The 23647-nt window shown below is 43.6% G+C and carries 21 protein-coding genes; 8 read left to right on the top strand and 13 right to left on the bottom strand.

Translation table 11 applies throughout. The annotated features are described in order from the left end of the window. Position 1: 1 nt before the first annotated feature. The 8 genes from THEBA_RS02840 (at position 2) to THEBA_RS02805 (ending at position 12304) form a co-directional block, all read left to right on the top strand. Positions 2-664 (top strand): CpsB/CapC family capsule biosynthesis tyrosine phosphatase, encoded by a 663-nt coding sequence (locus THEBA_RS02840; protein ID WP_014730367.1) that lies wholly within the window; start codon positions 2-4, stop codon positions 662-664. 14 nt (positions 665-678) lie between these two features. Continuing rightward, positions 679-2889 (top strand): GumC family protein, encoded by a 2211-nt coding sequence (locus tag THEBA_RS02835; protein WP_014730366.1) that lies wholly within the window; start codon positions 679-681, stop codon positions 2887-2889. Positions 2890-3005: 116 nt separating this feature from the next. Beyond that, complete coding sequence (locus THEBA_RS02830; RefSeq protein WP_006492168.1) at positions 3006-5780, top strand: O-antigen ligase family protein; 2775 nt, start codon at positions 3006-3008, stop codon at positions 5778-5780. Between the two features lie 60 nt (positions 5781-5840). Next, positions 5841-7748 carry a methionine--tRNA ligase gene (gene metG / locus THEBA_RS02825; protein WP_006492167.1) on the top strand — a complete coding sequence of 636 codons (1908 nt, stop codon included), beginning with the start codon at positions 5841-5843 and terminating at the stop codon, positions 7746-7748. A gap of 21 nt (positions 7749-7769) precedes the next feature. Beyond that, positions 7770-10196 carry a DNA gyrase subunit A gene (gene gyrA / locus THEBA_RS02820; protein ID WP_014730365.1) on the top strand — a complete coding sequence of 809 codons (2427 nt, stop codon included), beginning with the start codon at positions 7770-7772 and terminating at the stop codon, positions 10194-10196. Positions 10197-10229: 33 nt separating this feature from the next. Beyond that, positions 10230-10856: a transcriptional repressor LexA gene (gene lexA, locus THEBA_RS02815; protein ID WP_006492163.1), complete on the top strand. Its 627-nt coding sequence runs from the start codon at positions 10230-10232 to the stop codon at positions 10854-10856. A gap of 27 nt (positions 10857-10883) precedes the next feature. Then, entirely contained in the window at positions 10884-11345 is a 462-nt protein-coding gene (rpiB, locus tag THEBA_RS02810; protein ID WP_006492162.1) for a ribose 5-phosphate isomerase B, read from the top strand. Beyond that, the gene (locus tag THEBA_RS02805; RefSeq protein WP_014730364.1) at positions 11342-12304 is read left to right on the top strand and encodes a histone deacetylase family protein; all 963 of its coding nucleotides are present in this window, start codon (positions 11342-11344) and stop codon (positions 12302-12304) included. Before rpiB ends, THEBA_RS02805 begins: the two co-directional genes overlap by 4 nt. 43 nt (positions 12305-12347) lie before the next feature. Here THEBA_RS02805 and THEBA_RS02800 read toward each other — a convergent pair whose 3' ends face one another. From THEBA_RS02800 to THEBA_RS02740, 13 genes are read right to left on the bottom strand one after another with little or no spacing between them, the layout of a single operon-like run. Further along, the gene (locus tag THEBA_RS02800; RefSeq protein WP_014730363.1) at positions 12348-14819 is read right to left on the bottom strand and encodes a POTRA domain-containing protein; all 2472 of its coding nucleotides are present in this window, start codon (positions 14817-14819) and stop codon (positions 12348-12350) included. Beyond that, on the bottom strand, positions 14809-15372 hold the full coding sequence (locus THEBA_RS02795) for an ATP-binding protein (protein ID WP_014730362.1): 564 nt from the start codon (positions 15370-15372) through the stop codon (positions 14809-14811). Before THEBA_RS02795 ends, THEBA_RS02800 begins: the two co-directional genes overlap by 11 nt. Next, positions 15363-16082, bottom strand: a complete 720-nt coding sequence (locus THEBA_RS02790; protein WP_014730361.1) for a PHP domain-containing protein — start codon at positions 16080-16082, stop codon at positions 15363-15365. The genes THEBA_RS02795 and THEBA_RS02790 overlap by 10 nt, the downstream gene beginning before the upstream one ends. A gap of 6 nt (positions 16083-16088) precedes the next feature. Next, complete coding sequence (locus THEBA_RS02785; RefSeq protein WP_014730360.1) at positions 16089-16424, bottom strand: hypothetical protein; 336 nt, start codon at positions 16422-16424, stop codon at positions 16089-16091. Between the two features lies 1 nt (position 16425). Then, on the bottom strand, positions 16426-17403 hold the full coding sequence (locus THEBA_RS02780; protein ID WP_014730359.1) for a CBS domain-containing protein: 978 nt from the start codon (positions 17401-17403) through the stop codon (positions 16426-16428). Then, positions 17378-17743: a hypothetical protein gene (locus THEBA_RS02775; RefSeq protein ID WP_014730358.1), complete on the bottom strand. Its 366-nt coding sequence runs from the start codon at positions 17741-17743 to the stop codon at positions 17378-17380. Before THEBA_RS02775 ends, THEBA_RS02780 begins: the two co-directional genes overlap by 26 nt. After that, positions 17743-18432: an FAD-dependent thymidylate synthase gene (thyX, locus tag THEBA_RS02770; protein ID WP_014730357.1), complete on the bottom strand. Its 690-nt coding sequence runs from the start codon at positions 18430-18432 to the stop codon at positions 17743-17745. Before thyX ends, THEBA_RS02775 begins: the two co-directional genes overlap by 1 nt. Further along, the gene (locus THEBA_RS02765; protein WP_014730356.1) at positions 18422-19594 is read right to left on the bottom strand and encodes a tetratricopeptide repeat protein; all 1173 of its coding nucleotides are present in this window, start codon (positions 19592-19594) and stop codon (positions 18422-18424) included. Before THEBA_RS02765 ends, thyX begins: the two co-directional genes overlap by 11 nt. Then, positions 19591-20385, bottom strand: a complete 795-nt coding sequence (locus THEBA_RS02760) for a type I phosphomannose isomerase catalytic subunit (RefSeq protein ID WP_014730355.1) — start codon at positions 20383-20385, stop codon at positions 19591-19593. The genes THEBA_RS02765 and THEBA_RS02760 overlap by 4 nt, the downstream gene beginning before the upstream one ends. Continuing rightward, the gene (gene trmFO / locus THEBA_RS02755) at positions 20385-21680 is read right to left on the bottom strand and encodes a methylenetetrahydrofolate--tRNA-(uracil(54)-C(5))-methyltransferase (FADH(2)-oxidizing) TrmFO (protein ID WP_014730354.1); all 1296 of its coding nucleotides are present in this window, start codon (positions 21678-21680) and stop codon (positions 20385-20387) included. The genes THEBA_RS02760 and trmFO overlap by 1 nt, the downstream gene beginning before the upstream one ends. Further along, positions 21677-22570, bottom strand: a complete 894-nt coding sequence (locus tag THEBA_RS02750; RefSeq protein ID WP_014730353.1) for a DNA-3-methyladenine glycosylase family protein — start codon at positions 22568-22570, stop codon at positions 21677-21679. The genes trmFO and THEBA_RS02750 overlap by 4 nt, the downstream gene beginning before the upstream one ends. Further along, complete coding sequence (locus THEBA_RS02745; RefSeq protein ID WP_014730352.1) at positions 22567-22872, bottom strand: hypothetical protein; 306 nt, start codon at positions 22870-22872, stop codon at positions 22567-22569. Before THEBA_RS02745 ends, THEBA_RS02750 begins: the two co-directional genes overlap by 4 nt. Further along, the gene (locus THEBA_RS02740) at positions 22869-23645 is read right to left on the bottom strand and encodes an epoxyqueuosine reductase QueH (RefSeq protein ID WP_269078272.1); all 777 of its coding nucleotides are present in this window, start codon (positions 23643-23645) and stop codon (positions 22869-22871) included. The genes THEBA_RS02745 and THEBA_RS02740 overlap by 4 nt, the downstream gene beginning before the upstream one ends. Positions 23646-23647: the final 2 nt, after the last annotated feature.

The raw sequence follows: 23647 nt of genomic DNA, 5'->3' as shown, positions 1-23647 counted from the left end.
CTTGAATATTGACTCTCATTGCCATTTGCTTCCCGCAGTGGATGATGGTGTGGAGGAAATCGAGGAATCATTAGCAATCCTGGAAGAAATGAAACTTAAGGGGCTGCAAAGGCTTTATTTGACGCCCCATTTGTTCTCTCCCATAAGTCCTTCAGATCCTGCGGAAATAATGAGGCGATGGCATGAATTCAGATTCGAACTGAATAATCATTCGGTCGAAGTTCTGCTTGGTTCGGAAATCTTTCTTAGGCCTGAGGTGTTAGAATCTGATTTGATCACAATGGGTGAGTCCAATTTTCTGCTAGTAGAGCTCTCGACTCAGCAGAAACCACATTACCTTTTTGAAGTCATAGGAAAGCTTCAAAGTACGGGGTTTAGAATCATACTCGCTCATTTGGAAAGATATCATTATCTTTTCAAAAAGGTAGGATTAATCTTTGGGAAGGTAGAACCAACAGACGAAATACACAGGCTAAGAGACATGGGAGTTCTATTTCAGGTTAACTGGAACAGCCTTGATAAGGATTCAAAGGCAAGAGTTCTTGTTGATCGGAGGATTGCGGATATTACTGGAAGCGATAAGCACAAACAAGGCGATAACAGACTGCTTATCGACTTCGATGATGATCGATACAGACTTTTTCTGAACGATTCTTTTCTCTAGATGGAGGTGCTTTAGTGAGCGAGTTCGAGGGTAGTGATTACAGAGAACTGACTCTTGAAGATATTCTTAGAATGTTTAAGAAACGGATGATCCTTTTCGTTTCTATAGTGCTCGCAGTTGTTGTTGTGACGGGAATCTACCTCATTTTCGCTACTCCTATTTACGAAGCCAGCGTTACAATAAAGGTCGACCCCACATCACAATCTTCAGTAAGTGATCTCTTCAGTAGTTCCCTGACCGGTAGTTCGGGATCGAACATCTCCACTGAAGTTGAACTGATTAAGAGCCGGACAAATATTGAAGAGATTATTGAAGTGCTTGATTTGGTGGACAGAATCTATTCAGAAGAGACAAAGAACCGACTTCTTGCGGAAGGATATTCACAGAAAGATCTTGTGACATCACTAACACGCACGATTTCTTCAATGATAACGGTCTCTCCAGTCAAGGATACAAGAATTGTCAGAGTCTCGGTTCAGAACAAGGACCCAATTCTCGCAAGAGATATCGCCAATACACTAGCCGATGTTTATAATACAAAGCTCGCAGAGTTATCCAAAAGAGATTTGACAAGAAAACGAGAATTCATCGAGGCGCAGATTCCTCTACTAGAAAGTGATCTGAATGAGGCTACAGATAGGATAAAGGATTTCAAAGAGGAGACCGGAATTTACGTTCTCGACAAGCATGCCGATCTTCTTTTTCAGATGCTTAGTAGTTATGACAAGCAGTACAACGAACTTATGATATCCGCTGAAGAGAAGAAAGCGGAAATCGAGACCTATCAAAGTATGCTCGATGATTTCGACAGCAATGATTCTAAAAGCATAAAGGCTTTGTGGGTGCAAACCTCCGAGAGCTTCTCTGTTAACCCAGTTCTGACGAGTCTGAGGCAAAGTCTCGCAACTTTGCAGGTGGAGCTTGCTTCTCTAGAGGAACAGTATCCGAAAACCGATCCAAGAGTTAGGTCGAAGATAACAGAGATCTCAAAGACCGAGAGCTTGATCGAGGAACAGATACAGAATGAGTTCATAACCTCCGGTCAAGGTATGACTTTAAATCCAGCTTATCAGCAGATTATGACAGGAGTCATCAGTTCGGAAGCCGGGTTCCAAATACTTCAAGCTTCAATTCAGGCGGTGGGTCTCCTGAGAGATCAATATCAATCTGAACTCAGAAGCCTACCTGCAAAGGAACAGCAGCTACTTGATCTTGAAAGACAGATTGCTGTGAAAGAGAGCCTCTATACACTACTTCTAGAAAGGCTCGAAGAAGCGAAGATCAGTGAAGCTGCCGTAGTTGGAAACGCAGCAATAGTTGATCCTGCAACTGTACCCCAGTCTGCGGTAAAGCCGAACAAAAAACTTTCTCTCGCAATTGGAGGTGTGCTTGGAATCTTTCTCGGAATGCTCATGGTCTTCCTTGCTGAGTACCTCGACAAGACTTTGAAGACGGAAGAAGAGATAGAACGGTTTAGCAGACAGCCTATCATTGGTAGAATTCCGAATATTGAGGGGGCAAGCGAGGAAATGTACGTTGAGAAGAATCCCACCGCTCCTTCCTCAGAATCAATCAAGTTGGCCGCAAGCAACCTTTCCTTCACGATGGGTGAGGGAAAGTCTGTTGCCGTTACTTCCGTTCTGCCTACCGAGGGAAAGAGTTTTGTGATAGCGAACCTGGCCTACTCAATGGCAAACAGCGGTCAGAAAGTCATTCTCTTAGATCTCGATTTGCGTCGTCCGAGGGTAGAGAAGATCCTCAAGGCAGAAAAGATAACTAAGGGCGCAGTAGATGTGATTATGGGAAACACAACAATTGATGAAGTTATACAACACTACGCGGTTAACATGGACTTCATAGCGGTTGGAACTATTCCTCCCAATCCAACAATAGTGCTTTCATCGAAAAACATCGATGCCCTCCTTTCAGAACTCAAGCAGAGATACGATAAAGTTCTTATAGATATGCCTCCGGCTGTGGTTACCTCAGATGTATCTCTCATCGGTAACAAGCTTGATGGGATAGTACTGGTCGTGAGGCCTGGAAGGGCGATTAAGGATGGCTTGAGAATAGTTGTTGAGAATCTAAAAACAGTGGGAATCAAGATCCTTGGAGTAATTGTGAATGGTGTTGATGAGAAGAATTCAAGCTATTACTATCACTACTACTACTATTACAATGAAGAGGGAAAGAGGCAAAAAAGAAGAAAGCGTACAAAGAAATAATCAAAATAGCTAATACCGAAAATTCGAAAAGTTCGCTACTGAATGCTGACGAAACTAATAATGGCAATTCTCTGCGTTTTTAGTCCTGAACTCTTTGCTTTGACGAGGTGGTTTGGATGTCCGTAAAGAAGCACGTTATAGACTTCGAGACAATTGTCTATCTGTTTTTAACGCTGTTCATCCCTTTGTTTGTCACAAAGGGATTCACACATGAGCCTTCAACTGGAAAACATCTTTTCTACGTTATTGGATTCACAATTATCTTTCTTTCTGTGTTAATAAGGAAAAAAGAGATTTCAGTAGAATTTGGAGACGTTCATCTGGTATTTTTCGGAATAGGCATAGCGGCTCTTTTGTCATTGATCGTGGTCTCTATGGACAATCCACAGTACCTGAGATATTCTTTAGAAATCGCTCTCTATGTAGTTTTTCTCTCTTTCACAGCGGTCTATATTTCGAACAAATGGAACACCATCGAGAAGCTAGAAATTGTAATGATCTTTTTTGTAATTGGAGCTGCGGTAGTTGCTTTTGACGCTCTCCTGAACTTCTATCTAGGTGTGGACATCTTTCTTGGTAAGGTCGGCGAGCCGTTTGCAAGAGCTTCTGCAAGATCAACGATTGGGAACCCGAATTTCGTGTCTGATTATATGGGAATGACCATTCCAATGATATTCTACTTCCTTATATCGAGAAAACCGCTAGGCTTTCTTCTCAAAAGACATTTTGGCCAGCTAGTTTTCAAGATTACTTTGCTCATTTTTCTGATACCCATGGTCTCTTCCGTATTCGTGTCACAAACAAGAACGGTGATAACAGCAATATTCGTCGGAAACCTGCTTTTTCTTGTTCTTTATTTCTTTCTGAAAAAGAGAAAGAAGAAGGAAGCCCTAGAAGACTCTGAGAGCAGAAAACTGGGCAGAGTGTCTCTCGTTTTCTTTGTCTTAGCTCTGATAATCATCGCAGTACTCTCTTATCTATACCTCACCCCTTCGCCACTGTCCGGTGATGGAAGAATCAACATAACCGCAAGACTGGAATATGCTATCACTTCTTCGGGTTCCTGGAATGAAAGGTTTTCTGCTTGGTACAATTCGATTTTTCAGTGGCTGGAAAGTGAGAACAAGTTGAGAATTCCATTTGGCTCGGGCATTGGCACTTTTCAACTCTATCATTTGCTGTACAGTCCAGATGTTCTTCAGCATAGTCCTTACTTTATGCCAGTTTGGAATAATTTCAAAAGGACGCACAACGACTACGTACAGGGCCTGGGAGAAATGGGTCTAATTGGATTTCTATTTATCGTTCTTCTCGTTGGATTGCTCGTTTTTAGATATTTGAAGAATCTACTTAAGATCGACAATAGAAGGGACTTACTGCTTTACGGATCGCTGGGGGCAGGAATATTCTCTCTGGCAGTTCACAGTTTCTTTGAGTTCCCCCTACACATGCAACCAAATCTCATGCTGGCAATCTTTTTGGGATCAGTTGTTGTTGGAAAATACTTCAATCCAGATCTAAAAAACAAGAAAATCAGTAGACTCCCGTTTGCAGTAGTCATTATGGTTCTTGCAGGGGTCCTGATATTTCTGAAAACCTCAGCCTTTATAGGGGAAGGCTTTTTTAGGATCGGCCAGACTAATCAGCAGTATTATCTCGCTTACTACAACCAGGCTCAAAGCCTCAATATTAAGGCTCTCGAACAAGCAAAGAATGAAATCAATAGTTACGCTGGCAATTATGCTTATCTTAAAGACGTTACCAGCTACATGAGCGCCAAAGGAAGTGAGATTCGTTCGAAGTATCCTGGAGCGAGCCAAATAGACCTTCTTGAGTTGGCCGAGAAAGATCGGCAGAGTGAGGTGCGCAAATTACTCGACGAAATAGATAATCGAATTAACCAATATAACTTCTACTTGGCGAGATCAGGGGAGTATTATGAAAAGGCCATTGAGAATTTCAAGTTCTCAAACAGAGTTTATCCGGTCTTCGGAAAGCCATTATGGTACATCGCCGGGCTAGGTACAAAAACACAGAGACTTGAAACTGCCAAAGACAACCCGGAACTCATGAAGTCTATTCTCACAGGCAAGGATGAATACTCATCCGATATAATCCCGGAGTTCAAGGGCAACCCCAAAATAATCCCCGTTCACAGGACGACGATTCGGACTCTTCCTTTCCGCGATTTCTTCGAGAAAAACATTTCGGTCTTTGACAATCCCGAATACGTTTCGGGATTGCAGCTGTATTTCATTACTCAGATTCAGATGATTCTGGACGCGGCCGATTATTACGAATCGTCAGTAATACTTTTCAGCGAACGACAAACACCTAGAATTCTTGGGAGGTTGTATACTAGCATAAACAGCGAGTTAAAAAAATACTACAGTTTCATCAGTTCTAGAGAGACCATGATGACCTCCGCCTTTGGAGAGAGCGGTGAATTCAGACAGTTACTCATTGATCTGGTATACGAAAGTGCTGATAGAGCAATATACTGGTTTGATCTGGCAATTTCGCTTCTTCCGGGCACATGGAATAGATACCCAGACTGGGAGGATATTTATATTGAATACATGAACTCGATTCCCTCTGTTCTCGATTCCAATGAAGAGAGAAAGCTAAAGATTCTTGAAGTTGCCGAGAAACATGTTTGGGCCTGCGAGAACATGGGCCCAGAGGCTCCAGTAGAAACGCTGCAGTTTGCAATCCAATGGGGCAAATCCAACCTGTCCAATGGCGAATTGATAGACTTCGAACAATCTTTGAAAAAGATCTATGAAGAGGTCGTTTCTCTAAACACTGACTTGCTGGAGAAGTCACCAAATATTCCTCAGGATACAGCCGAAAGAATAAGGACTCTTATCTCGCTTTACGAAGCGCTTTGAATTGTTTCGTTTGGTATACATTTAGCTAAGTAAATGATATAATATTTCTGGAGGTGTCCTGTGGAGAAGTTCTACGTCACTACGCCAATATACTACATCAACAGCGAACCGCATATAGGGTCCGCGTATTCGACAATAGTTGCAGATGTTATCGCAAGATATAGGAGACTCTCCGGATACGATGTGTTTTTCCTAACTGGAACCGATGAACATGGACAGAAGGTGCTTAACGAAGCCATAGAAAGAAATGTTGAAGCCCAGAAATACTGCGATGAGATGGCTGAAAAATTCAAGGCACTTTGGAAAGAACTTGAGCTTACAAACGACGCTTTTGTAAGAACGACTGATGAATACCACATGAAGACTGTTCAGACGTTCGTCTCCAAGCTAAAGGAAAATGGCGACGTATATAAGGGAAAGTATGAGGGCTGGTATTGCATACCGGACGAAACTTTCTGGAACGAAGAAGATCTTAAGGAAGGAAGAACTTGCCCGGAGTGTGGGCGAGAAGTTAAGTGGGTAAGCGAAGAAAACTACTTCTTCCGCCTTTCAAAGTATAATGATATTCTTCTGAGGTTTTACAAAGAGAATCCCCAGTTCGTTCAACCTGACTTCAGAAGAAACGAGATGCTAAGGATTTTGGAATCCGGATTGAAAGACTTGAGTATTACCAGGACTTCATTTGACTGGGGCGTTCCAATGCCAGATGATCCAGAACATGTCATATATGTTTGGGTTGACGCGCTGATAAACTACTTGAGCGCTATTGGGTACCCTCATAACATTGATCATTTCGAAAGATACTGGCCTGCCGATGTTCATCTGATCGGCAAGGAGATAAATCGTTTTCATTCGATAATTTGGCCCGCCATGCTTCTCTCTGCGGGTCTTCCTCTGCCAAAACAGATCTATGCCCATGGATGGTTGACCGTGAATGGCCAGAAAATTTCAAAGTCACTCGGAAATGCAATCAGTCCTGTGGCCTTCGTTAGAACCTACGGCAACGATGCTTTGAGGTACTACCTCCTAAGGGACATACAGTTTGGGAGAGACGGTGACTTCTCTGAAACCAACTTGATTAGCAGAATCAATGCCGATCTTGCGAATGATCTCGGTAACCTTCTGCATCGAACTGTCGTCATGATTCAGAAATTCAACGATGGTGCTGTTCCTGAAAGGAGCATCACAGAAACGATAGACGAAGACCTTGTGGAGCTTGGGGAGAAGACATTCTCTGCCTACACTGAGTCAATGGATAATATGAGGTTCACCCAGGCTCTTGAATCAGTTTGGGAGCTAATCAGATTCGGAAACAAATATATCGATCTTACTGAGCCCTGGAAAATGGGGAAAAAACCGGAAATGAAGGGCAGACTAGATACGGTTCTGCACAATCTTGTCTGCACTTTGAAAAATGTTTCCATAATGATTGAGCCTGTAATGTTTAGAACAGCGAGAGAGATTCGAAAGAGGTTAGGTTTTGGTGGAACCATGACCCTCGAAAACGTAAGCTGGTCGGATATAGTGGCAGGAAAAAGAGTTAGTCACGGAGAGCCGATTTTTCCTAGAATCGAAATCGAAAAGCACAGGAAGGTGACTGAGATGGAAAACAAGGAGACGGGCCCGGAGATCAAAGACAATCTTTTAATAAGCATTGATGACTTCTCAAAAGTCGAATTGAGGGTCGCATCTGTAACTGAAGCCGAAATCGTCCCAAAATCGAGAAAACTCGTAAAATTACAACTCGACCTAGGTGATCTAGGAAGGCGACAGGTAGTAGCTGGAATTGCTCAGTTCTATAACCCTGAAGAACTTGTCGGTCTTAAAGTTGTCATCGTTGCGAATCTTCAACCGGCAAAACTTATGGGAATTGAATCAAACGGCATGATCCTGGCTGCAAAGATCGGTGATTCTCTTTCACTGCTCACGGTACACAAGGATGTGCAACCAGGCGCAAAAGTTTCTTGACAACCAAGGAGGAAAAAGTCTTTGCCCGAAGAGATAATACACAAGAATATAGATGATGAACTGATTAATTCATATATGCTCTACTCGATGAGCGTCATTGTGGGAAGGGCCATTCCAGATTTGCGTGACGGTCTAAAACCTGTACAACGCAGGATACTATTTGGAATGTCGGAGCTAGGTCTTCATCATAACCAAGGGTTCAAGAAAAGCGCTCGAATAGTTGGTGAGGTCATGGGGAAGTTTCATCCACACGGCGATGCTGCGATATACGACGCGCTTGTCAGAATGGCTCAACCCTTCTCAATGCGCTATCCTCTCGTTGAAGGCCAGGGTAACTTTGGTTCGATAGACAGGGATCCGCCCGCGGCAATGAGGTATACCGAGGCGAGAATGGAAACGCTTGCCGAGGAACTACTACAAGATATCGATAAGAACACTGTTCCCATGATGCCCAATTTCGACGGATCGCTATCGGAACCTGACGTACTCCCTACAAAGATTCCCAACCTCCTTCTCAATGGCACATCCGGGATTGCAGTGGGTATGATGACCAGTATTCCACCCCACAATCTTGTGGAAATTATCGATGCTATCAGTTTGTTGATAAAAGATCCCGAATGTTCTGTATCGGATTTGCTAAGACACATAAAGGGTCCGGACTTCCCCACTGGCGGTATGATTATGGATGCCGCTTCCATTCCCTCAATCTATCAAGAAGGGAAGGGAAGGATAACCGTCAGGGCAATCGCAGAGATTGAGGAATCGGGAGGAAGCTCACAAATAGTTGTCAGTGAAATACCCTACAATACATCGAAGGCGGATATTATAGAACAGATTGTGAATGCAACTCAGAACCATCGTGATCTGCAAATCAGAAATATCAGGGATGAATCGGATCAAAAAGGCCTCAGAGTGGTCATTGAACTTAAACGTGGAGCAGATCCAAATGTAGTTCTGAATCTGCTTTTTAAACACACGCAATTACAAACAACCTTTAGCGTCAATATGCTGGTTATAGACGAAAAAAAGCGACCGAGAGTAATGAACTTAAAACAGATCCTTCAGGGATTTCTTTCCCACAGGTTCAACGTAATCAGATCGAAAACGGAGTACGATTTAGAACAAGCATCGAAGAGAGCACATATCGTTGAGGGATTGACAAAGGCCACGAGATCGATAGATACTGTTGTGGATATAATAAGAAATTCCGCCAATAGCGAAGAGGCTTCCAAAAACCTTATGGAGACGCTGGAAGTCACCCAGGAGCAGAGCTCGGCGATTCTCGATATGAGAATGGGAAAGCTTACAGGAATGGAAATTGAAAAGCTTCTCAACGAGTACAAAGACCTTGTTGCAAAAATAAACGAGTACAGAATGATTCTCGCAAGCGATGAGAAGGTTTATGGGATAATTCTAGATGAATTGAATGAAATAAAAGCGAAGTACGGAGATGCTAGGCGTACAAGGATTGATTTGGGAAATGGAACTGATTTCAATATAGAAGATGTGATACCGGACGAGGATATAGTCCTGATGGTTACGAAGAAGGGCTACATAAAATCGACTCCTCTTGAAAGCTACAGAAAACAGGGTAGAGGCGGCAAGGGCGTGATAGGAGTAAGAACCGGAGACGAAGACTTCGTTGTCAATATACTTACCACCACTAGACTCAGCAAAACGGTCATAATAACATCAAAAGGAAAGGCCTACGTGTTGAGCAATCACATCATCGATCACTCGTCTAGAGATTCTAAGGGAAAGCTTCTTGCAAACTACATCAAGATCGATCCAGATGAAAACGTGCAAGCCGTTCTTTCGACGAGAAAGGAAGAAGTTCAAGGAAAGCAACTTGTCATCACGACAAGATCAGGGAAGATAAAAAAGACTGAGTTCGAAGCATTTTTGAATGTACGAATCTCCGGCATAAAGGCTATTAGCCTCAACGAGGGTGACAGAGTTATCGATGCATCGCTTACATCTAGAGAAGATGACACCATAATCATCTCAACAAAGAACGGAATGGTAATAAGATTCCCGCTGGATCAGGTACGTTCCATGGGAAGAAGCGCAGCAGGAGTTATGGGAATCAGGCTGAAGAAGAACGATGAAGTTGTTGGCGCCAACATCGTTGCTTCCGAAGATACGAGATTCCTACTCACAGCCACCGAAAAAGGTGGTGGGAAAAGGACCTGCTTATCTGAGTACAGGAGTCAGAATCGTGGAGGTTTAGGAGTAAAAAACATTTACGGGCTGGAGAAGATCGGGAAAGTTATTGGAACGCTAGTAGTTAACAGTGACGATGAAGTTATACTTGCTACTAAGTTGGGTATGTCTATCAGAATCCCCGTATCTCAGGTAAGGCCCACTGGCAGAGTAACAAAGGGAGTCAGAATAGTTGATCTGAAGGATAACGATATTGCTGCATCGATGGCGGTTGTTGTTGACTAAAAATCCCAGTCAAACATAGGGGGGTGTCATGAATTGACTCTGACGGAGAAACAAAAGAAGATTCTTGAGTACATCGAGAACTTCATTAAGCTCTATGGTTACCCGCCAAGCATAAGGGATATCTGCAGGGATTTCGAGATATCCTCTCCAAGGGGGGTGGCGAAACATCTCGAGTCTCTTGAAAAAAAGGGTTACATCGAAAGGACCGGCGTTTCTCGAGGAATTCGAGTCTTGAGAAGCCCAGATGGTTCGTCGCTTGAACCCGGTGAAGATGTTGTGATGCTCCCAGTTATTGGCAATGTTGCGGCAGGTGAAGCTATTCAAGCGGTTCAAACTGAAGACGAGAAGATTCCCGTGCCGCTTTGGATGATCAGAAGGGGATTCGAATACTACATGCTCAAGGTAACTGGTAACAGCATGATTGAATCTCACATAGTCAACGGAGATTTCGTTATCATAAGGAAGCAGGAGTGGGCAAACAACGGTGAAATAGTGGTAGCACTGATAGATGATGAATACGCCACTCTGAAGAAGTACGAAAACGAAGGGCCGAAAATCCGGCTCGTTCCCTCAAATCCAGAAATGCTTCCAATTGTCGTTGAAGCTAACAGAGTTAAGATACAAGGCAGACTTTCCGGAGTGCTGCGTTGGTATAAATAGTAGAACGCTTTTTCAAGGAGTTGAAACATGAAGATTGCAATTGGTTCCGATCATGCAGCTTATGAACTCAAATCTTTTCTCGTGCAATATGTCGAGAGTAAGGGCCATTCAGTAATTGATCATGGTCCAGAATCGGGCAGTCTTTCGGTAGACTATCCTGATTTTGCAGACAAGGTTTGTAAATCAGTAACTGACAATGATGCCGATTATGGTATTCTGCTTTGCGGAACTGGAATTGGAATGTCCATAGCGGCCAACAAGCACAGAGGCATTCGTGCTGCTCTCTGCCTTTTCCCCGAGATGGCGGCTCTTTCCAGGAGACATAATCATGCAAACGTTCTAGTGCTTGGAGGACGGCTGATCGGAAGTGAGCTGGCGGGCTGGATAGTCGATGCTTTTCTTAATTCGTCTGAAGAAGGTGGTCGGCACCAAACCAGAGTTGACAAACTTGAAACGGATACTTTCGAGAATCGGGTGAATGAGCCTTGATAGTTTTCTACGACAGAAGGCATCTCTTCCATCTCCCGATGAAGGAGCTTGATAACGGTAACTGGATTGAAAACCCGGACAGACCAGAAAGAATCGAATCTGTCCGTAGCGCTCTAGAATCTGCCGGGTTTCAAATAAAAGAACCAAGAGATTACCACTGTTCCCATCTTTTTCAGGTTCATACGCCAGAATACGTAGAATGGCTCAAGGCGAAAAGTAATTCGGTTTCCAGAGACAGAGAATATTTTCCAGAGGTTTTCGGCTATGATAAGCTCTTCGATACTGGTACACCGGTCACTTCGGGATGCTATGTGAGTGCTCTCGCATCAGTGTCAACAGCGCTGAATGCAGTTGACTCTATTCTTGAAAGTGAACCCGTTTCCTATGCCTTATGCAGACCACCAGGACATCATGCAGGCAAATCGACTGGTGGAGGTTACTGCTACTTCAACAACGCAGCAATAGCAGCCAAGTACTACCAGAAACACACCAGGGGTTATGTAGCAATTCTCGATTTAGACTTTCACCATGGGAACGGTACTCAAGAAATCTTCTACTACGATGATACTGTTTTCTATGTCTCTATACATGGTGATCCTAAGAATTTCTATCCCTGGATTAGCGGGAACTCCTGGGAGATAGGTTCTGACACAGGAGAGGGATTTAACATGAATTTTCCTCTTGCCGGAGGTATAGAAGGCCCAGAGTACATGAGAACTCTGTCGAAGGCTCTACAAGAGATCGAAGACTTTTCTCCTGATCTCATGATCATCTCCCTGGGTACAGACGGTCACAAAGATGATGGCATAGGCCATTTCAATCTCAGCAGCGAGGATTATTCAATGATGGGAAAGTTGATCGGGGAAATAGAAGTTCAGAAGCTTATAGTTCAAGAAGGCGGATATAATCCCAATGCCAATTCTGCCTCCGTTTTGAACTTCCTTACGTCAATCAGATGAAAATCTAAAGAAAGCGCGGCCAGGCCGCGCTTTCTTTATTTCATCAAAATGCTGCTCCAAAGCCAAAGAACGGCGTCCCATAATACGGTTCCCCTGCTCCAGAGTTTTGCTCAGCAAGAAAAGTGTTGTAACCGTAGCCAAGTCGGACCAAACCTATCATCGGTATCGATATGTCTATGCACAGGCCAAAGTCAGCAAGGAAATTCCCTCCTATTAAGTCTCCGCCTGGTGTCTTTCTATAGAAAAGCAAGTCTCCAAATCCCACAATATCTAAGGGTATTGAAGAGGCCTCAGGTGTTAGGGGATACCTTAACTGCGCAGAGCCTACGGTAACTCCGTACGCGTTCTGGCCTATACTTTGCGAACCCCTGACTCGAACAAATGTGTCCGGAGTCAACAAATAACTTCTGAAAACACCGTTTGGCGAAAGCGGGAATAGCTGCTGAGTTCTCACTCTGAAACCAAGTACCGGGTCCCCTATCGACATGAAGTTTCTGTACTCCGCATAACCCGAAATAAATGGCTCGTTATCCTTTCCAAATAAACCTCTGACTGTCAGTCCGGCTAGGTACTCACTTCCCATAGTAGGCCTGTAAAGATCGTCTCGGGTAGACAGCTCATAGCTCAATCCAGTGAAGATACCATCAAAATTTTCTGAGAGACTACCCGTGTCGACTTCCGTAGCAGTTTTAGTTTCCGTTGAGACCTGGCTTTCAGACATTATGTATTCGTAACCGGCGGTAAAACCGACTTTCTGGCCAGGGGAAATATTATAAATGGGAGTCAAAGAGAACAAGAACTCCGTTTCCTGGGAGGATTTCGTGACTATAGTGTCAGTCGAATCATTTGTTGTCGTGAATCCTGAGAATTTAAACTTGAATGCCGTATCGAGATCAAGTTTTGTTCCTCCTACCTTTGGGACAGAATAGCCTATAGTTGCATCAAAGGCTGGCCTTCTTGTCGTAGTCTCTGTAGCTCCGTCAGTCACGATAACTTCCTTATTGTTCGGCATGGGAAGCGTAACACTGAGTGTCGTTGAGATGTTCTGCCCGTAGCCCCAAACATTGAGAAGTCCGAGATCGAGATACAGATTCAACCCATTCTGCCAGCCTCCTCCTCCGCCGATCTTATTATTCTTATCAGTCTCCTGAAGCGTAATGCTTACGTCGAGCGCATCCTCACCAACAGGAACAGGAGCGATATCAACTTTTGAAAAGTAGCCGGTATTGTTCAAGAAAGCGTATGTATTTCTAAGCTCATCAAGCGACAATACATTGCCTTTCTGAATGACTATCTTGTCGACTATCAAATAATCCTGTGTCTTCTTAGGACCGTCAAATTCAACGGTTATGTCTCTTACTAAAGGCTCCGTAATCTTGATACTGAAGAAGCCGATCTTCTCATCAATAACTGGTTCTATCCTGATAAAAGGATACCCTCTCTCAGTATATAAGTCCTGAACTGCTTGAATAGATCTCATCGCTACCTCGTTGTCAACTCTTTGACCTTCCGTGAGTCCCGTCTCTCTTAGGATTTCACCTTTCTGTAGATTGACGTTTCCCTCTATGAAAACGCTTCTGAGATCGAACTCTTCTTTCACATATTCAACCGGCGCAAAAGCAATGCTCATTGATAACGCTCTGCTTTCTTTAACTTCCTCGGGAAGTGTTACCTGTCTTGCGTTTCTCAACGCGTTATTCAACGTAAGAATCATTGCCTGATAAGTCTCGTCATCAAATCCCCATTGACCACTGGAATTCGCATAATATGTGCTGTAGACTGTCTGAACCATCATATTTATGTCGTCTAGCTTGGGCACGTACTTCTTCTTAGAATTTATCCATCTAACCAAAAATGATGTGTCATAGTACTTCTTCAGGCAATCAATCTGCAATTTGCTCGACAGAAATGCCTTGGACTCATCGGATAGGGGTGCTTCAATCGATACTTCCCACAGAAAGGATACTTTGACTGTAAATGTCACTTTTACTCTATCTTTTATGTTGCCAGAAAAAACGTCTTCTCGGCTTTTATCGGTTTCCCACTCTACCTCAACAAAAGGTTCAATGTAGCCGTTTTCTACGAGTTTGCTCATCATAGCTTCCTGAGTGAGGGGAATATCATAGATCAGTGTCGAGGGATCCGCCGGTTTACCGCTCTCTATCACTGAAACCGATTCAAGAACGTCAGGTTCAACGATTTTTGGACCGTCAAAAACAACTTCAACATCGACAACAGGATATTCCACAACCTGAATCTTCAAAAGACCGGAAGATTCATCAAAACTATAGTAAACATCTGAAAAGTAACCGCTGTTTCTAACTCTTTCCAGTGCCTCACTCAGTTCTGAATCGCTAATCTCTTTTCCCCGCTGAATATCGAGTATCTCAAGCACCTCTCCATCCGAGATCACTCTGTTGTCAAGAACGGTAATTCTCGAAGGAACAATAACTGCAAAAACAGATCCTGAGACCAGGACCAACACAAGAATCAAGAACAATCGTCTAACGGACATCTGACAAACCTCCCAGGGATATTTCTGCCTCTTGAAGAATGGTCAAGACCATCTTCATTTTGACTGGTGAAGTGAAGCAGTCGTTCCCGAAAGCTTCTCGAAACTGCGACGACGAAAATGCATACCCCTCGTCATCCAGTAACCTCTCTATAGACCAGTCTACACGGCCACTCAATGTAATAACAACAAATAGAGTCGAAGGGACATCTCCTACAGGCTGACAATCTATACTCGAGAGCAAGAACCTCGCACTCACTTCAGTTCCAGATCCTTCGACCGAACGAATCCTAAATTCCCCACCGGTGGACTCCGCAGCAAACTTAAGTATAGGAAGCCCCAATCCGAATTTCACTTTCTTTCTCTTTTCAGTATAGAAGGGATCTAAAACGGATTCAAGTGATTCACTCGAAATTCCTTTTCCCCTGTCAACAACCGAAAAGTAAAAACTCTCTTCTCTCTTCTCGACGATTCTCAATGTAGCTTCTTCCGTTCCAGAGTCGACTGCGTTCTGAGCGATATCAATAATGTGGTCACATATGGTCCTCAATCCCATATTATTCTCAGCGACCTTCCATTTGAATAGAGAGCGCTTCTAAACTCCTCGAAGCTTCTTGCCTTTGACTCGATCGAAACGGTGGGGGTGATCATACTTAAACTGTGTGCATCACTTGAATGAATGATGTTCTCCACAGGAAGTCCCTTTTCAAGGGTTCTCTTGAACGAAATCTCCATCGGTACTTCCCTGCAGGTCTCAGGTATGAAACCTAGCTGAGTCAAAAGTCCCATCTTTCTTTCAATGTGAGCCATTACAGAGACCCCGCCATACTCCTCTACGGTTGACAGAGTTTGCGAAATGCTCAAGAGAGCTGGTTGACCTAGCCAGATCTCTTCAAATCCAGTGAAGGTATCATCTTCATCAACGATTAACTGATAGCCTGAGATCTCTGGATCGACCGATAATCGCGAAAACTTTTCCCCTTTCAGCCACTCAGAGTAATCCTCAGCTATCTCAACCTCGGGAAAATAAGCGAGTATATGAACATCTTCCAAAGTGTGTACTTCTATGCCAGGTATCACAACAACACCAAACCTGTTTAGTACTTTACTGAAAACCCTGACATTCCTCGCACTATTGTGATCGGTTATTGCAATCCAATCTATTCCCTTTGAAACGCATGTTAAAGCTATTGCATTGGGAGTCATTGTGATATCTGCGCAGGGGGAAAGACAACTGTGAATATGGAAGTCACAAAGAAACGACAAAGCCCTCTAGCCTCTCAGTCCACTCTTGATAAGCTTGAGCGCAGTATCGAAGGTAGTATAATCGCTTTCAAGAAGGACAATACCAGTTTCTTCTGCCTTTCTTACAGTTGATTCCTCGAAGTGAAGGCCATTACATAACACGATCGCTCGCACTCCAACTATGGAGGCCACCGCAAGTATATTTACATGAGACTGAACGGTTAACCAGATTGAATTTGAGGGGGCATTACCCATCACATCGCTAAGTAAATCACCAATATATGCATCGGAAATTTCAATGTCTAAAGGCAGGGTAGTAATTACTCTCATTTCACATTTCTCAATCAGATCGTTCAGTTTCATTTTATTTCCTCCCATTCCGATAGAAATGCATTTCCAAGACGACTCCCTTTCCGGCTTCGGATACAACAACCATTTTGTCGGAATACCTTCTCATGTTTGAAAGACCCATTCCCGCCCCAAATCCCAGTTCCCTGACATGGTCTGAAGCGGTGGAAAACCCCTCCTTCATTGCTTGTTCCACGTTCTCTATGCCTCTTCCATAATCCTCCACTCTCACTCTGGTTACGTTTTCATCGTACCAGGCGAAAATGTAACCTTCACTTCCACTGTGAATAACTACGTTGACTTCAGCTTCGTAACAGGCAATAGAAACTCTTCTTATTAGCCTGTCATCATCCGTTAGAGTTTTAAGAAAACTCTTGAGTTTTGCAGATCCAACTCCCGCAGTATCGATATCTGTGTAATCAATATGATAAACAAAATCGGCACTAGTCTTCTCAACATAATCTCCCGTGATTAGGGACTTGTCAAACCAGTCAACGCTCTGTTCCAAGACCTCTTTTCGTCGTTTATCATGAACATAAATCAATCTAAATTTGTCAAGAATAGCACTAATTATGTCCTTCTTGGAGATAATCCCTACAAGTCTTCCGTCGGAATCAACAACCGGAAATCTGCCATACCGATATCTGTTGAACATTTCTATTACCGACTCAAGTTTCATCTCCGGAGAGAAAGTGACTATATTCCGTGTCATGTGTTTTTCGATCGGATCAGTGATGTAGTTCCCCTCCAGAGCATCAATGATGTCTTCTATACTTACTATCCCTTCGAGCTGATTGTTACCGTCGGTAACGGGAATACCGGATATCTTGCAAATCCTCATCAGCTCTTTCGCCTGCCACATTGTTCTATCCTTGGTCAATGTTACAACACTCTTTATCATTATGTCCTTAGCTGTGATATCTGCGAATAACCCCCTTAGTTTATCTAGAAGGTCGTCAACATTTCTTTCAGTCAAAGTGTTTCCCTTCCTCAAGAGAATCTCCCAAGTTCTCATTGAAGAGAATTCCGCAGGCTCTATACATTGACATTCTCGCGTGAACTAGCGGCATATCCAGCTCTTTTGCCAACTCTATAGTTGTCTCCGGCACATTTCTCTTTCTAATTATGACAACGGCTGTTGCACCGACTACAGAAGCCGTCCTGACACACTGTGGGGAGTTGAGTCCAGTTACTAAAATCATTCCGGGACCTCCGAAAGCCAGCACGTCGCTCATCAAATCGGCAGCACCTACCGACTCTACTTCAGGATCTCCATCACCGCAGTACAGTATTTCACACCCGAGAATCTCGATGATTCGTGATAGAGTCATCATCACTGAGCCTCCCTGTTGAGAAGATCGCCTGTGTAGCTATGCCGAATGAAAGCATCAAATGTTACTGGACAGCCAGTTTTAAAGATCTCGGCTATGGCGATGGCATACTCCTGAATTTCTGCTTGAGCATGTGAATCGGCCCTTTGATTAAGAAAATTCATAACTGATCTGGCGTTTACTGTCCAGTAAGCCTCAGTGTACATTGAGGTCGGCAGAACTATTCTTGCCATCTCCTTGGCTACTCCCATTTCAATTAACCTTTTATATGCTGCATATGCGTTTTCATAGGCTTCACTGATAATCGATATTGCTCTTTCGTTCATTTCCTTGTCTTTGCAGACAATCGATCCTTGTCTGTTGTCTTTGTCAGGTATTCTGATGACGCTAGGTAAATACCACTCTTCGGAAAACTCAGTGTATCTTCCACTGCGTTCATTAATAGACGCAATTCTGTGTCTTACCAGTTGCCTCATTACAAATATGGGAAGCTTCAGGTGAAACTTGAAAATGATGTGTTCAAAGGGAGATTGGTGACCGTTTTTCATCAGATAATCTATAAGCCGATCATCTCTCTCCTTATTTGTCAGACCCTTGCCATAGCTTGTCCTTGCAGCTTGAACTGCAGAATAGTCATCACCCATCTTATCTACCAGCTCTACAAATCCTCTATCCAGAACATCAATCTTCATTGTTTCCTCCGTCTTCTTTCATTGCCTTCCTTTCTTGTGAAGTCTTTCTCTTTTTACTAAAGTATTCTAACAGAAAGAGCCCAACAACAACTATCGCGGCAAGCGGAACTATTGTAACAAGCGCGAGCTCGAAAATCGCTCTTCTTCTTAGCTCCTTCAATGCCGAACTCACTTCATCGTCAAAACTCTCGTATCCGCTCAGCTGCAGATAGAACCTAGCGAGATCATAGTAGTCTCGATCTTTCGTCAGATAGTATGCCATTCCAAGATTCCTGACTGCCATTGAGTTCTCCGGCCAAAATCTCAAAGAATCTTGATAGTTCTTTACCGCCTCTTCAAAATCACCGTTTCCAAGGTAATAATTTCCAACGACCATTGAGGCATTTGAGGCGAACCTAGGTGGGATTCGGTGCAAGTCTATGGAATTTAGGATTTCCAGAGCGTCAAAGGATTCACCCATTTTCATGTAAGCCATAGCCGCATAATACATCGAAACAGGTTCACCTGTACCCAATCGAGAATAATCTTCAAGCACAAGCTCTTCGAGCCCCGAAACGAACTCACTTTCAATTAGATCATCTCCGAGCAAGTCTTGAAGACCTTCGGAAAATATTCTTTCTCTTATCTCCATAAGCCTATCTTTATCAATCGAACTGCCACTTGAGTATACTTCCAGAAGAGCTTTATAGGGGAAATACTGATTAGGTAATAACTCAATCAACTCATACGCAGTTTTTACAATCTCTTCTGATGATCTTGGATCTCTCGTGTCCACCCAGTCATAGAAGAAAGCCCTCAAAGAAATCGCCTTTATTAGATTATCGCTGTTTTGAGTAGAATAGAGCATATTCAAAGCCGACACTGTAGATACGGAAACCAGTTCATTGACAATCTTAATCCCTTCCTCAATCTCGGATGGAAGGGCTTTATCCTTCAGTTCCTCGTAGAGGTTTGAGAACCAGACCTTGTAGTTGGGCTGAATTGTCTCCCTGTATTTCAGACCAACCGCGATTGCTAGAATGGCTTTCGTTTCGACACTTTGAGTCTCCAGCGACTGTAGTTCAATCAGATACTCTTTGGACAGAAGGAGCTCGGCATTGTCAAGCGCAAAAATCAAAGAAACAGACACTAGAAAGATCGCGACGGCAAATGCTGACTTCATGGAATCTCACTCCAAAATTCGCCAAGAGTGATTGCGAGAAATGGTTTAGCTGATTCTATAACGTCGTCAATTACTAGATAAAGACTTGGTTTCTCTTCAATCGTTACGCAAACCCCAGTACCAGAAAAACGACTGGTCTCCCTGACCGAGAAATACTCCCAGTCAAATCTTTTGACACTCTCGTAGTGACCAGGCATCAATGAGGGGTTCACAGCCTTCGAAGCCTTTTCTATATGGAGCTCCCTCCCTCTGTCCCAATCGTAAAGTCTGTAAGTAACATCGCTGTTCTGCTGAATCTCTATTAACTCCGAACCCGGACCTATCGCATGAACAATTCCTGCAGGCAATGTAAGAAGATCTCCACGCTTCAGGAGGATGTGATTAAGATCGTCTTCCCTTACGCTGTCAACGGGTTTGGTTTTATTCTTCATTCCAGCAAGAACCTGCCCTTCGTTTAAGAAATACCAGCATTCACTCTTTCCCCAGGGCTCTCCTTCATAGAGACGGGCAAACTTGTCATCAGGATGAACTTGAACTGAGAGCCATTCGTTGGCGCAGATGTGTTTCACCATGATTGGGAATCTTGGCAAAGATCTTCCCGATAACTTGTCTATAACTTCGTTCGGTGATAGTCTTGTTGATCCCGATTCAAGCCATGTTCTCATTCCTTCAATATCTGAAAGAAGCCATACTTCTCCAATTGGCTCCTCCGAATCAACTCCGTATATTCTATTTAGCTTCCGGTCACCCCAGGGCCTCGGTGAAAAGACAGGGCAACTTCTAAGTATCATCAGATGATCACCTCCAGGAAACGTTGAATTTTTTCCTGAGCAACAACCACTTTTTTTCTATTCTTCTCTCTCCTGTTTTTCATTCTGATTTCCGGCAGTAAACCGAAATTCGCATATACTGGTTTCAGAGGACTCCGACCCGATACCGTAATGTGGTTTATCAATCCTCCTATCATAGTTCCCACTGGAGGAATCACAGTCTGTTTACCTCTAACATATCGATCAGCATTGATCGCGGCGAGTCTTCCAGAGACTATCGCTTCAACATAACCTTCGAGACCACTTATTTGCCCAGCAAAGAACAATCCCTTGTGATTCCTGGATTGCAAATCGGGATTCAGAAGCCTTGGCGAGTCCAAAAAGGTGTTTCGGTGCATTACTCCGTACCTAATTATGTCAACATTTCTCAAAGCAGGTATTAGCGAAAGAATTCTCTTCTGTTCCCGCCATTTGAGTCTTGTCTGAAAGCCAACTATTCCCAACAGCGAACCCGACAAGTTCTCCTTTCTAAGCTGTACAACTGCGTACGGCTCCTTCCCGGTAATCGGGTCAATCAGTCCCACAGGCTTCATCGGTCCGAAGCGAAGGGCATCAATTCCACTACGAGCTATCTCTTCAAAAGGCTGGCACCGTTCAAATAGAAAGCGATCCGAGAAGTTCTCGACCTCTAACACTTCTGCATGCACCAGTTCATTCCAGAAAAGCTCGTACTCCTCCCTGGAAAGCGAGCAGTTCACGTAGTCGCCATTGTCGGAGTATCTATCAGCTATAAATGCTCTTTCAAGATCAACTGAATCTGCAGCTACTATTGGTGCAACTGCATCAAAGAAAAACAGGGCACCTCCGAAGAGTTCACCGAGGAAGGCTTCAAAACAGCCAGAAGTCAACGGACCGGTACACACAACATTCACTGCTCCATCAAAATCAAGTGAGCACACCTCTTCTCTTCTGACATTTATCAGTGGATGCGTCTCCAACTTCATTGAAACCTCTTCAGAAAACGCCTTACGGTCAACGGCAAGGGCTTTACCGGCTGGCACTCTGTTATGATAGGCAATTTCAAGGAGCCTGGATCCTAGTCTCAAACCCTCTTCTTTCAGCAAACCGGAAGCGTTATCCAGCGACTCAGACTTAAAGGAATTGCTGCAAACGAGTTCTGCAAAGTCACCACTTTGATGGACATCGGTTTTCACATTTGGTCTCATCTCAAACAGGTTAACTTCCTGCCCAAAATCGGCGAGACTGAGTGCGGCTTCAGATCCGGCAAGTCCTCCACCAATAATGTTGATAATCAATTCAGAATTCTCCCCAACTTGTGAGTTCTGTAATATCTAAACAGTGCTTCCTGATAGTATCCACCGTAAGGAAAAAAAGAGTTCATTCCAAACTGCATGATCTTCTTTGTCGAGCCTTCAATACCATATATGTCCTTCATGACTCTGCTGATCCAAATATCAACGGGGAATGCGTTAAGTTCGCCGTAAGCAAATAAGACAACGCAACTTCCCACTTTGTAGCCTATACCATCATGCCTTATAAGCTCCTCCAGCTTTTCTTCAACAGTCAGTGGTATGAGCTGCGAAAAATAAGACTCCTGATCAATTCTTGAGAAAAGTTTCATTAGCCATGGCACTCTGAACCCAATTTTGAGATTAGTCAGCAATTCTTCCGAAATAAGCTTTGCTTGACCTAGAGAAGGGAACTTGTAAAACGTCTCTCCACAGAAGTCGACCCTGTTCTCGGGGAACGCGGCAGACAGACTATCGCTCATCCAGCGGATCATCGGGATGCTATTTCTAGTTGAAAGAATGTATTCTACTATCATTTCGAATGGGTCCTGTCTGAGTATGCGAAGACCACTGGCTTCAGATAATGCCCTTTCCGAAATGTCTCTGGCACTCCTGTTGAATCTACTAAGCCTTCTCCTGAGAGTCGAATGAATTTCGTCAAGATCGTCTTCAAGACCAAGATAGTGAATTATACCCGTAGAAATGTCCATTCCAAGAAGAGAACTGGAAGATGACTTTACCGTGATCTCGTTCAGACTTTCCTTCATAAAGAGGACAGTATCTCGGACTACACCCTTCCACCATTCCCCATCTTTAACCCATCTAAATGTTTGGCCACAATCCAGTGTTGAATCCAGATCTATGGGCTTTTCAGGTCTGAAAGAGAATTCAATCATAGTTCTACCTCATAAGACTCTACAATCGTTTTCAAGAGCCTGTAAGAATTGTCCTCAAGAAACTCTCCGACTACTATTAGATAGCACTTTTCTCTGAGATTATCCATGTGCAAAGCAGTAATCTGAACCCCTTCAACCACTGTAGAGCTTCTTGAACCGGTCGCTCTTGATAGTGCAAGAATCAATGAAGGAATTTCAAAGTCAATATCCCCATCATAAGGGATCCCATTTTCGTCTACCAAACGAAAGGTCATTCCACACTCTTCGCCCAGTTCTTTTATTCTTTTAGCTAAGGCAATCATTGATCCTTCTCCTTAAGTATCCTGCAATTGTAGGTACCTGTCTTCAGCCATCTTTTGTTCTTCAGCTCGGCGTCTTCTAAATCGTCAAATAGAGTTGCTGGCTTTATGATTCCAATCAGTTTTTTCAACTCGGAAATATCGTTTACAGGAATTTCGCTTCGAAGAACAACCTCTCCTCTGAATCTCCAAAGGTCGACCAAATCGCCAAAGTCTCGCTCGAGCCTCTCTCTGTCCCTAGCGTCTCTTATCTCTCTCTCTTTCTCTTTCTCGCTCAGACTGGCTTGACAACCGCAGTAGTCTTGTTTGTAAATGCCCCTGATCAAGGTATTCAGTTTCCCTCTGTCCACTCTGAAATTCCCGGAGATGAACTCAATACTTAGATCATTCGCAATCTTATCCCCGATAAGGGTTATGAGCTTAACAGACTTCCTTGGGCTCGCTAAAAGAGTAGTGCTAAAACTCTCAGCGCCAATTGACTTGGCCATTTCCGCAGTTTTCTTAAGCCTCAGCTCGATACATTTAGAGCACCTAATTCCACCTTCCTTCTCATCAACATAAGAATCGAGAATTTTCGAAAAGTCTTCTGGGTGGTAACTTGGCTCGGGACACACAACTGACAAACTCTCACAGACCTCTTTAAAAGCTTTATATCTTCTGAAAAACTCCTCTTCAGGAAATATGTTCGGGTTGTAGAAGAAAAACTTTGAGTCTCTGAGCTCTTCCATCTTAAAAACTGTGCTTACCAGATCCGGCGCACAACAGACATGTAGCACAT

It is taken from the genome of Mesotoga prima MesG1.Ag.4.2, from assembly GCF_000147715.2.
In the GTDB taxonomy this organism is placed as follows: domain Bacteria; phylum Thermotogota; class Thermotogae; order Petrotogales; family Kosmotogaceae; genus Mesotoga; species Mesotoga prima.
The sequence above is the reverse complement of the archived record's forward strand: the minus strand, read 5'-3'. Positions and strand labels throughout refer to the sequence as shown.

Excerpts from the sequence above, each read along its gene's own strand:
- thyX (WP_014730357.1), bottom strand. The coding sequence starts at position 18,432 with ATGAAGATTGATGTTCTGGATAGAGGATTTGTAGAGCTGGTAGATAAG.
- THEBA_RS02745 (WP_014730352.1), bottom strand. The coding sequence starts at position 22,872 with ATGATTGCCTTAGCTAAAAGAATAAAAGAACTGGGCGAAGAGTGTGGA.
- THEBA_RS02765 (WP_014730356.1), bottom strand. The coding sequence starts at position 19,594 with ATGAAGTCAGCATTTGCCGTCGCGATCTTTCTAGTGTCTGTTTCTTTG.
- THEBA_RS02785 (WP_014730360.1), bottom strand. The coding sequence starts at position 16,424 with ATGAAACTGAACGATCTGATTGAGAAATGTGAAATGAGAGTAATTACT.
- THEBA_RS02760 (WP_014730355.1), bottom strand. The coding sequence starts at position 20,385 with ATGATACTTAGAAGTTGCCCTGTCTTTTCACCGAGGCCCTGGGGTGAC.
- rpiB (WP_006492162.1), top strand. The coding sequence starts at position 10,884 with ATGAAGATTGCAATTGGTTCCGATCATGCAGCTTATGAACTCAAATCT.
- THEBA_RS02750 (WP_014730353.1), bottom strand. The coding sequence starts at position 22,570 with ATGATTGAATTCTCTTTCAGACCTGAAAAGCCCATAGATCTGGATTCA.
- THEBA_RS02795 (WP_014730362.1), bottom strand. The coding sequence starts at position 15,372 with ATGGGATTGAGGACCATATGTGACCACATTATTGATATCGCTCAGAAC.
- THEBA_RS02775 (WP_014730358.1), bottom strand. The coding sequence starts at position 17,743 with ATGATGACTCTATCACGAATCATCGAGATTCTCGGGTGTGAAATACTG.
- THEBA_RS02800 (WP_014730363.1), bottom strand. The coding sequence starts at position 14,819 with ATGTCCGTTAGACGATTGTTCTTGATTCTTGTGTTGGTCCTGGTCTCA.
- THEBA_RS02830 (WP_006492168.1), top strand. The coding sequence starts at position 3,006 with ATGTCCGTAAAGAAGCACGTTATAGACTTCGAGACAATTGTCTATCTG.